Raw genomic sequence first — 13,594 nt, forward strand, 5'->3', positions numbered from 1 at the left:
TTTAATGGTTTGCTTTTAACTTTTCAATGAGCGACTGAATCGTAGTCTGCATCTGCGGGTCGCTTGCCAGCGCCCGAGAGATTTTTTCGTGTGCGTGAATGACGGTCGTATGGTCGCGTCCGCCAAATTCGTCCCCGATTTTCGGCAAAGAGGCATCTGTCAGCTCGCGAGACAAATACATGGCAATTTGCCGCGGAAAAGCGACGGTTTTGGTTCGCTTTTTCGCCTTGAAGTCTTCCAGTTTGAGGCTAAAGGCTTCTCCGACTGCGCGCTGGATGTCCATGATCGTAATGACGCGAGGGCGAGAAGACGGAATGATGTCTTTCAGCGCTTCAGCGGCCAACTGCGTATCAATGTCGCGATTAATCAGCGAAGAGTAAGCCACGACGCGGATCAGGGCGCCTTCCAGCTCGCGGATGTTGCTGTCGATCTGGTTCGCGATGTACGCCATTACCTCATTCGGGATGTCGAGATTCTCCGCTTTTGCCTTTTTGCGCAAAATGGCAATCCGCGTTTCCAAATCTGGCGGCTGAATGTCGGTAATGAGTCCCCATTCAAAGCGGGAGCGCAGACGATCCTCCAGAGTCGGAATCTCCTTGGGAGGCCGGTCAGAGGAGATAATGATCTGCTTGCTTTCTTCGTGCAGGGCATTAAACGTATGGAAAAACTCTTCCTGCGTCGATTCCTTGCCTGCCAAAAACTGAATATCATCAATTAAAAGAACGTCTACACTCCGGTACTTATTGCGGAATTCGACGGCCTTGTTGTCGCGAATAGAGTTGATGAATTCATTGGTGAACTTCTCTGACGACAAATAGACCACTTTCGCCGATGGATTGTGTTGAATGACATAATGGCCAATTGCGTGCATCAAGTGGGTTTTGCCAAGTCCGACTCCTCCGTAAATGAAGAGAGGATTGTAAGCTTTAGCAGGAGCTTCAGCGACCGCAAGCGAAGCGGCGTGAGCGAATCGGTTCCCGGCACCGATGACGAAGGTGTCAAAGGTGTACTTGGGATTTAAAATGCTGGGTGGCTGGTCATCCGCTGCTGAGGGCGGAGCGCTCATTTTCACCCGCGGGGCTGGTTGTTCTTCGGCAAATGCGGCGTCCTGATTTTGCAGGGCGACGAATTTTACCTTCATATTGATACCTGTCACTTCATATAGTGTATCGGTAATCAGTTGAGCGTACCTGGTTTCAAGCCAATCCCTCGCAAAGTCGTTGGGCGCGACGACGATCAGTGCATCTTCTTCCAAGGTTGTTGCTCTCGTCGCTTTGAGCCAGGTATCAAAACTTGGTTTGCTTAGCGATTTTTCTATCTTGGCGAGAACTTTGCGCCATAGTTCGCTAATCGCTGCATCCAACCAGAATCCCTCCTTTTGGGCCGTCCGAAAAATAAAATCACCGATAAGAAACAAACGATAGCAATTGCAAAAAACCTCATATGTGTGACCCAATTGTCAACACGGTCGTTTACAGCGACTGTGGATAAAAAAAGTCGAAAAATAGGGATTCCGCTCGTAGAAGAGAAAAAAAGCAGACGGTTATCCGCATCCCTGTGAGTAACGACATACACATAGGAAGGAATCTGTCCACAAACTTATCCACACCCTGTGGAAAAACCGATTAGCCTATCGGAGTTATTCACGCTTCAAAACAAAAACATAATAACAGATATAAGGCATGGCATCAATGGTTTTTTCATACTTATCCACAAACACAACCACTGGTACCAGGCACATATTCACATATCTATATTTTGTGTACAAGCTGTAGATAAACTTGTCGAAATCTGCTTTTGTGGATAAGATGATATCCACAGATCCGGGAAATAGTTTTATGGGGATATTTGCCTTGGTAACGAAATTCCACTGTCGCTTGACTTTTTTACTATATGTCCTTATAATGCAAAAGAATGTCTGTGCGAGACGGAGGTGTAATACGAAATGAAACCATCTTTTAATCCTAACAATCGCAAGCGCAAAAAGGATCATGGATTCCGTAAGCGCATGAGCACAAAAAACGGCCGTAAAATTTTGGCTGCTCGTCGTCAAAAAGGTAGAAAAGTTCTTTCCGCGTAAGGCCACATTTCCAGTGGCCTTTTTGTTTGCGCAATGATGTCGGAAAATTCTTTTTAAGGTGTGAAGAGGATGTCTAACCGCGATGTGGAACCTTTCTTGGGGGAGAATCATTACCTAGCTATGGAAAGGCTCTTGCAGCATAGCAAAGAGCGGGAGGAACCGATGAATCCTTATAAGGATGAAACCGACTTTTTTATTGAGTTGGGCCGTGACTTTGTCGAGCAGCTATCGCTTTCGGGGATGGTATGCGCCTATGCGGGCGGTTCGGTCGGGAGGGGGGAGGCAGACGCCTTCAGCGATCTCGACCTGAATGTGTTCATGGAGGGAGCCTCTGAACATCGAAGTGAAAACCGCCAGTTTCGCGGGCAACTGATTGAGCTTCACGTGCATTCAGTGCCGACGATAGAGGACGTGCGTGCCAACCCGTGGGCGTGGCGGTATTTGCAGGAGGCCCGGCTGATTGCCGATCCCACGGCTCGTTTTGCGGGCTGGTTTGTGCAGATGCAAGATTACCTCGAATCGGAAGAGGCTCGGCAAAAGATGATTGGCCAGGTGAAGGCGGCGATTGCGGCGTATGAGCGGAGCGGAGATGAGGCGCTTGCAGAAGGACGCTTTTATTCAGTTGCCCTGCTTGAGTGGGCCGGCTGGTTGGAAGCTTTGCAACTGATCGCTTGCGTTTCGCATGGAAAGCTCAGCGATCGTGCGCTGTATCAGTTGCTGCGGGAGCTGGGCGAATGGACAGCGCTTGAGCAGTGTTTTGCGGAGACGTATCAGACAAAAGAGGCGCTCATGGATGGGCTGGCGGTGCTTGCGGCCTATCGTGCCCATTTGAAAACGCGCCGCGGTCAGGAGACGTTTTCGCTGGGAGCAGAGAATGACGTTCTATTGAAGCGAAAGATCGACAGGCTGCTGCGACAAGGCCAGTACGTAGAGGCGGGCTTTCTGCTGTTTTCCGAGGCCGTGTGGCTGTATTCCAGCACGGACGAGGGCAACTGGTGGGAGGAGCATTGGGGAGAGCTGCCGCCCGAGTTGGGCGAGGCGCTTTTGGAACTTGGTTTTTTCCAGATGGATGAGCCGGGAGTCTCTGAGCTGCGCAGGGCAAAGGCCGAGCTGATCGCAAAAATAGACTAATTTTCCCTGATTTTCCCTGGTGTTTTTTGATTTTCGCACAAAGTGCGCAGACTTTGGGAAAAAAGTGGACGAAACAAGGATATACTGGTAGATGCTGTTTACGTTTTCTACTATAATTGTGATGTTAGGGGTTGTTTACCTTGCATCGTTCACACCGGCTCAAAAAAAATGAGCACTTTCAAGCAGTGTTTCAACGAGGAACTTCGGCTGCCAACAAGCAATTTGTCCTGTATTCAGCCAAACAAGAGGGACAGGCTGCTTTTCGCGCCGGAATTTCTGTCAGCAAAAAAATTGGTAACGCTGTTATCCGCAACAGAGTCAAACGGCTGATTCGCGAAGCGGTAGCGCGGCTGGAGTCAGACATTCCACTCGGCCTCGATCTTGTCATCATCGCCCGTCCGGGAGTGGAAGCCATGTCGCTTGAAGCCATTGAGCAATCTCTGTTGCACGTGATGAAGCGCGCCAAAGTAATCAAACGGGCACCCGTACATAATGGAAAAAGAGGGTGAAACGATGATTGCGAAAGTCATGGTTTGGTTGATCCGCGGATACCAGTTGTTTATTTCTCCGCTGAAACCTCCTACATGCAGATTCGCGCCCACCTGCTCGCACTACGCTATCGAATCGGTTCGTCGGTTTGGGGCGTGGCGTGGAGGCTGGCTGGCTCTTCGTCGCATCCTGAAATGTCATCCGTTCCACCCGGGCGGGTTTGATCCAGTTCCGGATCAACGCAAATAAGCATACCTCATTGAAGCGGGGAAAAGGAGGATCACCCTTGAGTAGACGTACCCTCAGCATGCTAATGCTGACTATGCTGGTTCTTGTGCTGTCAGGCTGTAACCCGGCGACTGCTGAGCCTATCGGCCCTGACGCAACCGGCTTCTGGGACAAGTATCTCGTATATCCCTTGTCCTGGTTGATTAAAGAAAGCGCTTTGGTGCTTGGAGACAACTACGGTTTCGGTATCCTGGTAGCGACAGTCATCATCCGTTTGATTGTGCTGCCATTGATGGTCAAGCAAATCAAGAGCTCCAAGAAAATGCAAGAGCTTCAACCGGAGATGCAAAAAATTCGTGAGAAGTATAAAAACGATCCGCAAAAAGCGCAACAGGAAACAATGGCTGTCTTCCAGAAAAACGGCGTCAATCCACTCGCGGGTTGCTTGCCGATGCTGGTGCAAATGCCTATCCTGATCGCCTTTTACCATGCCATCATCCGGACGGAGGAAATCAAGACGCAAACGTTCCTCTGGCTGACTTTGGGTGAAAAAGACCCGTACTACATCTTGCCGATCATCGCTGCGATTACGACGTACTTGCAGTCGAAAATGATGGGACAAGCGACACAGGGCAACCCGCAAATGCAAATGATGCTGGTCATGATGCCGCTGATGATTTTGGCCATCGCCGTCACATTGCCATCTGCGCTGTCTCTGTACTGGGTTTACGGCAACCTGTTTACCATCGTACAAACGTACTTCCTGTATCGTGATAAAGGCAATAAGCTTACTCCCAAGGAGGGAACCTCCAAGTGAAAAAGGTGGTAGCTACGGCAAAAACGATAGACGATGCTGTGCAAAAAGCTTTGCTGGAATTGGGTGTACCGCGTGAAAAGGCGAGTATTCGCGTTCTGGAGGAGCCGAGCAGGGGCCTTTTTGGACTGATTGGGGCCAAGGACGCCAAAGTGGAAGTGGAATTTCATTTTGACCCGGTTGCACAGGGACGTGACTTTCTTCAAGATGTTTTGTCTAACATGAAGGTGAACGCCAAAGTGGAGACTCGTACTAATGAAGAGGGCATCCTGTTTGATATCCAGGGCAGCAACCTGGGAATTATCATTGGCCGCAGAGGGCAAACTCTGGATTCCTTACAGTATCTCGTAAACGTCGTAGCGAACCGTCATGCGGACAAACATGTACGCATCACCTTGGATGCGGAAAATTACAGGATGCGCCGCAAGGAAACATTGGAGCAGCTCGCTGACCGTGTCGCGAAAAAGGCTCTGTCGACCAGGCGGGACGTGCGGCTGGAGCCGATGTCAGCCGCGGAGCGCAAAGTAATTCACGCCTTCCTGCAAAAAAGAGCGGATGTCGTCACCTTCAGCGAAGGAGACGAGCCAAACCGATATATCGTCATTGCACCGAAAGAAGCCTCTCGTTAGGCTTCTTTTTTTGGCTTCGCTCGAAATAGACGGAGAACGGTTCGCCAGTTGGAGCGGGCGCGAGAGCGAGGAAAATCGACAAATTGCGACGTGCGCGCTTGCAGCGTGGCCGCCAAAAACAGTTGTCCACTGTGGATAAGCGCGGGAAGGGTTGAGCTTTTCGCAAAAAGATCATACTGTGGATAACGAGAACGGACAGCAACCTTGGACGGCGGGGTTGCTTTTTCTGGTTGGGGAAGGAGAGCGTGCAAAATTTGCACTTTCATTTGGAATTTTTCAGGGCGATCTGTTAAGCTAGTAAGTTAGTGGCTGACTTGTCTGATTGGAAAGCTTGAGGTGAAGGTCATGAAATTCGATACAATAGCAGCGGTTGCGACACCGATGGGCGAAGGCGGCATCGCCGTCATTCGGGTAAGCGGTGCGGAAGCGATCGACGTTGTGGATAAGATATATAAAGGAAAACAGCGGTTGTCCACAGTGGATAGCCATACGATCCACTACGGTCACCTGTACGATCCAGAAACGGGTGAACGGGTGGAAGAGGTGCTTGTGTCTGTGATGAAGGCTCCGCGTACGTTCACGCGAGAGGATGTAGTGGAGGTAAACTGCCACGGAGGAATCGTGTCCGTTGAAAAGGTGTTGGAGCTGATTCTGGATAACGGCGCCAGACTGGCGGAGCCGGGCGAATTTACGAAGCGTGCGTTTTTAAACGGACGCGTCGATTTGTCTCAGGCTGAGGCCGTGATTGATTTGATCCGGGCGAAAACAGACAGAGCGATGAAGGTGGCTTTGAACCAGGTAGAGGGCAAGCTGTCGCGGCTCATTCGACAGTTGCGCCAAAATTTGATTGAAGCCATGGCGCATATAGAAGTAACGCTGGACTATCCCGAGCATGACGTCGAGGAGTTTACGCAAAACTTCCTGCGCGGAAAATGCCAGGAGGTAAAAGGCGAGATTCAGCGGCTTTTGCAGACAGCCAAGCAAGGGAAAATATTGCGCGAAGGCTTGTCTACGGCGATTATCGGGCGGCCGAATGTAGGAAAGTCCTCTCTTCTGAACAGTCTCGTTCAGGAGGAAAAAGCAATCGTCACCGATGTGGCCGGAACGACTCGTGACGTGATTGAAGAGTACGTCAACGTGCGCGGGGTTCCTCTGCGTCTCATTGATACGGCAGGGATTCGCGATACGGAAGATATCGTGGAGAAAATCGGGGTGGAAAAATCGCGTCAGCTTTTGCAAAAGGCTGATCTTGTTCTGCTCGTCGTCAATTACAATGAGCCGCTCACGGCTGACGACTATGCGATTTTTGAAGCGGCAAAAGGCTTTCAGGTCATCGTGATCGTAAACAAGTTCGACTTGCCGCAAAAAGTGGACCTGGAAGAGATCAAGCGTCATTTCCCGCAGCAGCCGCTTATCATGACCTCAGCGCGTGAGGAGAAGGGGATCGACTTGCTGGAGCAGGCGATCGGAGACATTTTCTTCAGTGGACGCGTGCAGCAGGATGATTTGACCTATGTGAGCAATGCCCGTCATATTCAACTGCTTCGCCAGGCTGAAAAAGCGATTGACGAGGCGCTGGCCGGAATTGATGATTTGATGCCTGTCGACATGATCCAGATCGACATCAAAAAGTCGTGGGAGCTGCTCGGCGAAGTGATTGGGGAGAGTGTCGGCGAAGATTTGATCGACCAGATTTTCTCTCAGTTTTGTCTGGGCAAGTAATCGAAGCGAAATGGACGCAGCATAGAAGTATTTGGAGGACACATCGTCCTGTTTAAAAGGAAGTCGTGTGCGAGAGAGTCACTCACGAGTAAGGGGGAAAACAAAAATGAACGTTGTACCTGCGTATGAAGCGGGCTCGTTTGACGTCATCGTAATCGGGGCAGGTCATGCCGGCTGTGAAGCGGCTTTGGCGGCGGCGCGCATGGGCTGCAGCACGTTGCTTTTGACGATCAACCTGGACGCTGTTGCGTACATGCCGTGCAACCCGTCGGTAGGTGGACCGGCAAAAGGCCACGTCGTGCGGGAGCTGGATGCCCTCGGCGGCGAAATGGGACGCAATACCGATAAAACGCACATTCAAATGCGCATGCTCAATACGGGAAAAGGTCCTGCTGTACATGCTTTGCGCGCGCAGGCGGACAAATTCGCCTATCAGCATGAAATGAAAAAAACGATTGAAAATACGCCAAATTTGATCCTCCGTCAAGCGATGGTAGAGGAGCTGCTCGTCGAGGACGGTGTCTGTGTAGGGGTTATCACCCAGACAGGGGCGCGGTACAAGGCAAAATCGGTTGTTTTGACGACCGGAACGTATTTGCGCGGAAAAATCATTCTCGGCGATTTGCAGTACGAGAGCGGCCCGAACAACATGCGTCCGTCGATTCGCCTGGCCCATCATCTGAAAGAACTCGGCTTTGAAATGACGCGCTTCAAGACAGGTACGCCTCCGCGCGTGCACAAAAACAGCGTCGATTTTTCCAAAATGGAGATTCAGCCTGGAGACTCGGTGCCACGCGCCTTTTCGTATGAAACAACGGAGTTTATCATGGACCAGTTGCCTTGCTGGCTGACATATACCAATGAGGAGACGCACGGGCTCATCAATTCGAACCTGCACCGTGCTCCGATGTACTCGGGCATGATCGAAGGGACCGGACCGCGTTACTGCCCGTCTATTGAGGACAAAGTCGTGCGCTTTAACGACAAACCGCGCCATCAAATCTTCCTGGAGCCGGAAGGGCGGAATACGGAAGAAATGTACGTGCAGGGCTTGTCTACAAGCTTGCCGGAAGACGTGCAATTGTCGATGCTGCGTTCGATGGCGGGGATGGAAGAAGTCAAAATGATGCGCCCAGGCTATGCGATCGAGTACGATTCGATTGTGCCGACGCAACTGTGGCCGTCTTTGGAAACGAAAAAATTGCCTGGCCTGTTTACGGCCGGTCAAATCAACGGAACTTCGGGGTATGAAGAGGCAGCGGGCCAAGGGCTGATGGCGGGCATCAACGCAGCGCGCCGGGTTCAGGGCAAACCGCCAGTCATTTTGGGCCGGGAAGAGGCGTACATTGGCGTTTTGATCGACGACCTGGTGACAAAAGGGACACATGAGCCTTATCGTCTGCTTACTTCCCGCGCCGAGTATCGTCTGCTTTTGCGTCATGACAATGCCGACCTGCGTCTGACCGACATCGGCTACGAAATCGGCTTGATTAGCGAAGAACGCTACAAGCGTTTTACCGAAAAACGCCGCTTGATCGAGCAGGAAAAGGAGCGCGTGGAAAATACGCGCGTGCGTCCCGACATGGAGCATGTACAGGAAGTGTTGCGTGCAGCGGGCTCGCCAGAACTGACAGAAGTGATTGAGCTGGCGCAACTGCTGCGCCGCCCGGAGCTGACTTATAGCCATATCGAAGCGATGGTTCCCGCGCCGCAAGCGTTGCCGGAGGAAGTGAAAGAGCAGGTAGAAATCCAGATCAAATACGACGGCTACATTAAAAAGTCTTTGCAGCAGGTCGAACGGATGAAAAAGATGGAGGAACGCCGCATTCCGGCAGACATCGACTACCATCAGATTTCCGGCTTGTCCAAAGAGTCCCGGGAAAATATGTCCAAAATCCGCCCTTTGAACATCGGGCAAGCGGCGCGCATCGCAGGGGTAACTCCTGCAGACATTTCCGTTTTGATGGTGTATCTGGAGTATAAACGCGCAGGTGCAGCGGAGTAAGGAGATCAGCTAAATGACCAAAGAACAGTTTGCCGAGGCTCTCGCAGCGCAAGGCATTTCGTTAACGGATCGTCAGAAGGAGCAGTTTGACCAATTTTTCCGTCTGCTTGTGGAATGGAACGAGAAAATGAATCTGACGGGCATTACCGAAGAGGGGCAAGTGTACATCAAGCACTTTTACGATTCGATCACGCCTGCCTTTTACTTCCCTTTTGACCAGGTAAAGTCGGTCGTAGATATTGGCGGCGGTGCCGGCTTCCCGAGCATCCCGCTGAAAATTTGCTTCCCGCATCTGAAAATGACGATTATTGATTCGCTGAACAAGCGCATGAGCTTTTTGCAGCATGTGGCGAGCGAATTGGGGCTGGCAGACGTTCATCCCGTCCATGGACGGGCAGAGGATCGCGGACAAGAGGCCGGCTATCGCGAGCAGTTCGATCTCGTAGTTGCCCGCGCTGTGGCACGGCTGAACTTGCTGGCTGAATTTTGTCTGCCATTTGCCCAGCCGAAGGGCCATTTTATCGCTCTCAAAGGGGCAGATATTACGACTGAGCTGAACGAAGCGAAAAAGGCGATCAAAACGTTGGGCGGCAAAACGCGAAAGGTGGAGACGTTCCAACTGCTGGAGGGCGCAGGGGAGCGCAACATCGTCATCATTGAAAAAATAGAGGCGACGCCGAAAAACTATCCGCGCAAGGCGGGGGTTCCGGCTAAGAAGCCGTTGGTATAGTAAGAGGATTGGAGAAGATCGCAGAGCGGGGCTGCGGTCTTTTTTTGTTTTGGGAAGTGGAGAGAGAGTTAGGGGAAGATGAGCGGGGATAAGGTGGTTTTTATTGTTTTAGGGGGCTAAGGGAGTTAAAGGGTTTTTGGTGGAGTTTTTTTGCTATCGGTCGTTATTGGTCGGGAGAGCGTAAGTCGGTATTGGTGGGATTGGAACGGAGGGGGTGGGCATGTGTTGTAAGTGGGGAGGTGTTTTTGAGCGAGGCGGGCGTGGTCTTGGGGAGTTAGAGTGGCTAGCGGCCTGGGGAACAGGCTGAAAAGCGGTCTGAAAAGCAGCCTGAAAACTTTTGGGGCTTTTTTGCTTAGGTCAAAGTTCTTTTTCTTATATGGCTATGGTGCGCGAGGAACGATTAGCGCGAGGTTAAAGGGGATATGTGTGTGTAGAGAGGAAAATTGGAGTGTAGGTGGTTGTGGGGTGGGCGAGCAGGCAGACAGACAGGCAGACAGGCAGGCAGGTGGACAGCCAGCCAGACACCAGCCAGACATTCGGACCCATAAGCTGTTTTGGCTTGGTTGGCGAAGTTTTCTTTTCTCACGGCAGAACGTTTGGAACGAAGCGACTTACTCTCGTGAGCAGAGGCGAGTTCGGGTGGAGGTAGTCGTGGCCTGCGCGAGCGGACAGTCGACCTCCAAAGCTTCTTCGGTCCTTTATGAGAAGTCCTTTTACCCGCGACCAACCAACATTCGAGTCCTTACACGCCAAAATGAATCTACCGCTTAGGCGCATGCAGCTCTCTCAGGGCGCATATACATACGAGTAACAGTGACGATAACGATTACCGTTCTGAGAGGATGATAGATATGGAAGAAGCGTGGACTTCCCTTTTTCCACCGGAGCTTCCGACTATTTTGTTGCGGCTGTTCCTTGCCTTTTTGGCGGGAGCCATCATGGGGTGGGAGCGGGAGCGTTTTATTAAAGACGTGAGCAGGCAACGAGGAGCTGGCTTTCGGACTTACAGCCTCGTTTGTTTCGGATCTTGTCTGTTTGGACTGGCCTCCATTTACGGCTTTCAATCCAGCGGGGTGAACAACGATCCCGGCAGGGTAGCTGCACAGGTGGTTACGGGCATGGGTTTTTTGGGGGCGGGGGCGATCATCAAATTCAACGGCTCAGTGAAAGGCTTGACGACTGCGGCCGGGATGTGGGTGGCGTCGGCGATCGGACTGATGTTTAGTGCAGGCATGTACATAACGGCGATTGTAGCTGCATTTTTTGCCTACCTGACTCTGGACTTCCATCGGTTGTTTCCCAAGCTCTTTTCTGTCACCAAGATTTCACATCCTACCGATGAGAGCATAGGTGGGGAAGAGCGGGGAAAACACAGTGGCAAAGCCAATTTCTATGACCACGATCACGATTGATGTTTCACGTGAAACGTTTTTCCCAAGCAGGAATTGGGCGAAGCTTGCAGAATTACTAATATAAAAGAAAACTAAGTCATTTACAGAGAAAATGGCAATAGGTCAAAGGGGATTTTTCAAAACGATCGGATAGGCAATACGAGTCTGGCAGGAAGTGCATCGTGTAGTGCTTGGGAACCTTGTTCGCGGGTGTTGACCGCAATTCTCCAATGAAAATGGGGGAATGCAAGGAAGGGGGCATTTCTGCGTTAAGTGGCTAACGATCTGAAAGGCGAGGGGGACGGAAACTAGCTCTGAAGAACTAGCCTCGTTTCACAGTGGACACCGGACAGCAGCATCCACTTAACGGTATAGGGAAGACTCGATCAGTCCCATGCAACTCTGAGCGGCTGCTGGCAGCATAGCGGAGGGTTTTTAGCGAAAAAATGCCTGAAGCGGGCGCTGATGCACTTCGTCATGCCTGACAAAATGGCAAGGCGCGCGGACTAGCGAATGTGTATATGTTTTAACAGTCAATTCCAGCCGATATTTACACCAGAAAGACAAATAGCTTTTTGCCGAGATTCTGCCATGTGAATGGACAGGACCTTTTTTTCACGTGGAGGGATGTTTTTCGTTTTCACCACGCAAAAATTTGTACAGGATTGCCTGTTTAAGCAAAACGGTTGATTACAGACAGCTTTTGGCGTCGCAGGATTACTTTTTGCAGGTGATGATGCAAAGGCAGCGCAGCTAGTCGCGTCGACTTGGCGGCGAGGCTTGGAATGACTGATGAAGAAGCCCGTGCCGCTTGGCATTCAGTTCTTCGGCAGATGCTTAGAGAGCTGGAGTCTCGAAAGCTTTACGCACAGAGCAGCAGTGGTTTTACATTAGCGCGATGGAACGGGTAGAAGTGGGGGATTTTTCTATGGCAGTGAAGGATTCATTTTCTCGGATTTTTGGATTGACAGACAAGACAGATAATGAAGAAATCAGGCAGCTTCCAGTCGAAGAGATTGTGCCAAATCCATATCAGCCTCGAACGGTTTTTGATGACGAGAAAATCGACGAGCTGTGTCAAACGATTCGCACTCATGGGCTGATTCAACCGATCGTTGTCCGGGTGAGAGACGGCCGCTACGAGTTGATTGCCGGAGAACGGCGTTTGCGCGCAACAAAAAAGTTAGGCATGGAGAAAATTCCTGCGATCATCAAAGATTTCAACGATGCACAAACAGCTTCGATTGCCTTGATTGAAAATCTTCAGCGCGAAGGACTGACGGCGATTGAAGAGGCTGTTGCCTATCAGAAGCTGATCGATTTGCACGATTTGACGCAGGAGAGTCTGGCGCAGCGTCTGGGAAAAGGGCAGTCGACCATCGCCAACAAGCTGCGACTTTTGCATTTGCCGCAGGAGGTGCAAGATGCGCTGTTGACTCGCCAGGTGACAGAGCGCCATGCGCGAGCATTGATTCCACTCAAGGACGCGGAACTGCAAGTAAAAGTGCTGGCAGAAATCCTGGAGCGAGAGTGGAATGTCAAGCAGACAGAGGTGCGCGTCAAGCAGCTTCTGGAAGCGGCGGAAAATCCAAAGGCGGAAAAAGAGTCAAAACCGCGCTGGAAAGCATTCTCCAGAGATGCCCGCATCGCGATCAATACAGTGCGCCAGTCGATTGACATGGTCATGCAGACGGGCTTGCCAGTAGAGACGAACGAGGAAGACCATGATGAATTTTATCAATTCACCATTCGAATTCCGAAAAATAACAAGTAGGAAGCAAGTGTACATGAAGTATGGTAGGCGAAGGGCTTAGCTGCCTTCTCTTCTATGAGAAGGGCTGTTTTTGCAAGAAGGGCGTAGTCGATTTCGGGTAGTGGCTTTTGGGCGAGATGGGCTTCGTCATGAGTTGTGGGCATGGTGAATCGTGTCCTAGCGAAAGCCTACGAGTTGAACACGTATTGAGAATCGCGGCCTTGCAAAAAGTCTGCGATTTGAAGGCGGTTTTGATCGTTGCCTTGCGCAAAGCTTGTGAGTTGAAGTTGCGTTGTGAATGGTGGACTTGGGAAACAGCTTGCGAGTTGAAGTTGCGTTGTGAATGGTGGACTTGGGAAACAGCTTGCGAGTTGAATAGCGTCAAAAATCGTAGACTTGGGAAAAGCTCGCCAGTTGAAGTGATATTCCGAATCGTGCCCTTGCGCTAAGCCTGCGATTTAAGGGCGGAGCGTTGCAAAAGTTGTCGAGTTAAAAGGGCGGCGAGAATGAAGGCTGTGAGAAAAGATTGTGGGTTGAAGTGCCGTCGTGAATGGTGATCTTACGAATAGATTTCGAATAGAAGCAGCGCTGTGAACCGTGGCTTGCCAAATGGTTACGAGCT

Annotated in this window: 12 protein-coding genes; 11 read left to right on the top strand and 1 reads right to left on the bottom strand. The window is 51.0% G+C overall.

The annotated features are described in order from the left end of the window. Window position 1: 1 nt before the first annotated feature. A complete protein-coding gene (dnaA, locus tag M655_RS00790) occupies window positions 2–1,363 on the bottom strand; it encodes a chromosomal replication initiator protein DnaA (RefSeq protein WP_005828320.1) in 1,362 nt (453 codons plus the stop codon). Between the two features lie 582 nt (window positions 1,364–1,945). Between dnaA and rpmH the strand changes: the two genes are divergently transcribed. The 11 genes from rpmH to noc all read left to right on the top strand — a co-directional run bounded on the left by rpmH (window position 1,946) and on the right by noc (window position 12,993). Beyond that, a complete protein-coding gene (gene rpmH, locus M655_RS00795; protein WP_005828322.1) occupies window positions 1,946–2,080 on the top strand; it encodes a 50S ribosomal protein L34 in 135 nt (44 codons plus the stop codon). Between the two features lie 162 nt (window positions 2,081–2,242). Further along, a complete protein-coding gene (locus tag M655_RS00800; protein WP_026557682.1) occupies window positions 2,243–3,211 on the top strand; it encodes a nucleotidyltransferase domain-containing protein in 969 nt (322 codons plus the stop codon). Window positions 3,212–3,351: 140 nt separating this feature from the next. Next, window positions 3,352–3,720, top strand: coding sequence for a ribonuclease P protein component (rnpA, locus tag M655_RS00805; protein WP_005828326.1), 369 nt, complete (start codon window positions 3,352–3,354; stop codon window positions 3,718–3,720). Window positions 3,721–3,724: 4 nt separating this feature from the next. Beyond that, window positions 3,725–3,949 carry a membrane protein insertion efficiency factor YidD gene (gene yidD, locus M655_RS00810; RefSeq protein ID WP_005828328.1) on the top strand — a complete coding sequence of 75 codons (225 nt, stop codon included), beginning with the start codon at window positions 3,725–3,727 and terminating at the stop codon, window positions 3,947–3,949. A 37-nt stretch (window positions 3,950–3,986) separates the two neighbouring features. Continuing rightward, on the top strand, window positions 3,987–4,745 hold the full coding sequence (gene yidC, locus M655_RS00815) for a membrane protein insertase YidC (RefSeq protein ID WP_007779807.1): 759 nt from the start codon (window positions 3,987–3,989) through the stop codon (window positions 4,743–4,745). Further along, window positions 4,742–5,371, top strand: a complete 630-nt coding sequence (jag, locus tag M655_RS00820; RefSeq protein WP_005828332.1) for an RNA-binding cell elongation regulator Jag/EloR — start codon at window positions 4,742–4,744, stop codon at window positions 5,369–5,371. The genes yidC and jag overlap by 4 nt, the downstream gene beginning before the upstream one ends. A gap of 345 nt (window positions 5,372–5,716) precedes the next feature. After that, complete coding sequence (gene mnmE / locus M655_RS00825; RefSeq protein WP_005828334.1) at window positions 5,717–7,093, top strand: tRNA uridine-5-carboxymethylaminomethyl(34) synthesis GTPase MnmE; 1,377 nt, start codon at window positions 5,717–5,719, stop codon at window positions 7,091–7,093. Between the two features lie 106 nt (window positions 7,094–7,199). Then, complete coding sequence (gene mnmG, locus M655_RS00830) at window positions 7,200–9,098, top strand: tRNA uridine-5-carboxymethylaminomethyl(34) synthesis enzyme MnmG (protein ID WP_005828336.1); 1,899 nt, start codon at window positions 7,200–7,202, stop codon at window positions 9,096–9,098. A gap of 13 nt (window positions 9,099–9,111) precedes the next feature. Beyond that, complete coding sequence (rsmG, locus tag M655_RS00835) at window positions 9,112–9,828, top strand: 16S rRNA (guanine(527)-N(7))-methyltransferase RsmG (RefSeq protein ID WP_026557681.1); 717 nt, start codon at window positions 9,112–9,114, stop codon at window positions 9,826–9,828. Window positions 9,829–10,679: 851 nt separating this feature from the next. After that, complete coding sequence (locus M655_RS00840) at window positions 10,680–11,240, top strand: MgtC/SapB family protein (RefSeq protein ID WP_005828340.1); 561 nt, start codon at window positions 10,680–10,682, stop codon at window positions 11,238–11,240. A gap of 907 nt (window positions 11,241–12,147) precedes the next feature. Beyond that, entirely contained in the window at window positions 12,148–12,993 is an 846-nt protein-coding gene (gene noc / locus M655_RS00845) for a nucleoid occlusion protein (RefSeq protein ID WP_007779796.1), read from the top strand. Window positions 12,994–13,594 lie beyond the last annotated feature (601 nt).

The organism is Brevibacillus sp. NSP2.1 (genome assembly GCF_000470975.2).
GTDB lineage: Bacteria > Bacillota > Bacilli > Brevibacillales > Brevibacillaceae > Brevibacillus > Brevibacillus agri.

Bases quoted from the DNA above. Each gene is read 5' to 3' on its own strand.
- rpmH (WP_005828322.1), top strand. From the start codon at position 1,946: ATGAAACCATCTTTTAATCCTAACAATCGCAAGCGCAAAAAGGATCAT.
- M655_RS00800 (WP_026557682.1), top strand. From the start codon at position 2,243: ATGAATCCTTATAAGGATGAAACCGACTTTTTTATTGAGTTGGGCCGT.
- yidD (WP_005828328.1), top strand. From the start codon at position 3,725: ATGATTGCGAAAGTCATGGTTTGGTTGATCCGCGGATACCAGTTGTTT.
- mnmE (WP_005828334.1), top strand. From the start codon at position 5,717: ATGAAATTCGATACAATAGCAGCGGTTGCGACACCGATGGGCGAAGGC.
- mnmG (WP_005828336.1), top strand. From the start codon at position 7,200: ATGAACGTTGTACCTGCGTATGAAGCGGGCTCGTTTGACGTCATCGTA.
- rsmG (WP_026557681.1), top strand. From the start codon at position 9,112: ATGACCAAAGAACAGTTTGCCGAGGCTCTCGCAGCGCAAGGCATTTCG.
- M655_RS00840 (WP_005828340.1), top strand. From the start codon at position 10,680: ATGGAAGAAGCGTGGACTTCCCTTTTTCCACCGGAGCTTCCGACTATT.
- noc (WP_007779796.1), top strand. From the start codon at position 12,148: ATGGCAGTGAAGGATTCATTTTCTCGGATTTTTGGATTGACAGACAAG.